The organism is Streptococcus sp. SK643 (assembly GCF_000259505.1).
Lineage (GTDB): Bacteria > Bacillota > Bacilli > Lactobacillales > Streptococcaceae > Streptococcus.
Genome location: NZ_AJMM01000015.1, coordinates 1 through 1,442, shown reverse-complemented (window position 1 = coordinate 1,442; position 1,442 = coordinate 1). Strand labels below are relative to the sequence as shown.

Genomic DNA, 1,442 nt, shown 5'->3' with positions numbered 1-1,442 from the left:
GAGCAATGATAATAATGCTGGAATTTATTATTATGATGATACCTATGAATTTGCATCGTCTACTGATGATATGAATACTTATTTTTTGGCAAATTCATTTAGTGAGTTTTTAAATATGGTAGAAAATTAGTAAATAATTATCTGCGTGATAGCTTTTTGTAGTATACTTTTAGGTTAGAAAATGCCAGAGTGGATGAAGCGGGACTTGCAAGGAACGGTAGCTAACCTGTCTAGCCATGCGGAGTTAGGAGTAGGAACTTACACTGCTCTGACAGATCCAGGAGCGACTCAGCGTGGCCAGGATCCTAATGCTAGCTATGCGGCAGCTTTTCGTGCTTAGCAGATCGGAAAATCCCTCTGGGATAATGTTACCCATATGGATGCCTATGATGAAGGTTGACAATATCTTAGTGAAGAGCAATAATGCCATCGGGAAATTTGGCGAGAAATTATTAGACAGCCGAATCCCAGTCAGTATCCGTCAAGAAGTATTTGCCTTTGCGGGAGGTATAGGCTCAATGCATGCATTTAGCGTTGAGAGTAAGACTCTACGTGAGGTGATGCACTTCTCAAGTAAACATGCGGATGATGTTGTGAGAGGTGTAGCTGGTTTTGGTAGGGCGGAGCGAGTCACACAAGCTGTTAATAATATGTCGGAGTTTTTTGAAACAGAATTTGGATGAAAGATTGTGGGAAGTCTTAGAAAGACTAAGAAGAAGTAAGACGGGCAGAGTGTTTATGAAGTGATGAAGAAGGTTGATAGAAATTTGCGCAAAGGAGATTACCTGTATTTGGATGGTTTACATATGGACCATTTTGAAGTTTTTGATAAACGTGGTAATTTTAAATCTGTACTTAATCTTGATGGTACTTTAAACACAGATAAGTTATTAAAAGCTAAAGGAAGGAAATTACATTGAAGGAAGAAATCTATAAACTTTATGAGGTGTGTAAACGATTCAATTCGAGGCTAGGATACTCGTTAGAAGAAAATAAAAAATTAAAAGATTTTAAAGAATTGATAGATGATAATCTATCTGATGACTTTCAAGAGCTTATGTCAGGTATTTCAGCATTCAAGGAAGAAATAATTGATCAAAGTATAGCTGATGAGCAATACAGTCAATTCTATTACGAGTTATTGTCTTCGATGGCTAACTTTTCTTCTTACTTTGCAGATTTGCATGAAATAATTTTTGATCTAAACAAAAGACGCAGTTTTAAAATGGGAGAAATTACCAAAGAGGAGTTAGTCAGTTCAGATGAAATATTTTTAGATGATGAGGACGATGAATCTGGAAATTAAAGAATAGATATTTATTGTGGTGGAACGCAGATTAAACTTGGAACATCTGTTAGCTGGTACGAAAAAATGGGACTATTAAAGGAGATAAAATAAATGGATAAATTGATGTATGAAAAAAAAATAATTCAACAGAAAA

The 1,442-nt window shown here is 35.6% G+C and carries 3 protein-coding genes; all 3 read left to right on the top strand.

Annotated features, from left to right (window positions below):
* Window positions 1-181: 181 nt before the first annotated feature.
* Window positions 182-340 carry a hypothetical protein gene (locus tag HMPREF1117_RS06615; RefSeq protein WP_001115509.1) on the top strand — a complete coding sequence of 53 codons (159 nt, stop codon included), beginning with the start codon at window positions 182-184 and terminating at the stop codon, window positions 338-340.
* A gap of 25 nt (window positions 341-365) precedes the next feature.
* Window positions 366-683: a hypothetical protein gene (locus HMPREF1117_RS06610; RefSeq protein ID WP_004262685.1), complete on the top strand. Its 318-nt coding sequence runs from the start codon at window positions 366-368 to the stop codon at window positions 681-683.
* 233 nt (window positions 684-916) lie between these two features.
* Complete coding sequence (locus HMPREF1117_RS06600; RefSeq protein ID WP_000656835.1) at window positions 917-1,306, top strand: hypothetical protein; 390 nt, start codon at window positions 917-919, stop codon at window positions 1,304-1,306.
* Window positions 1,307-1,442 lie beyond the last annotated feature (136 nt).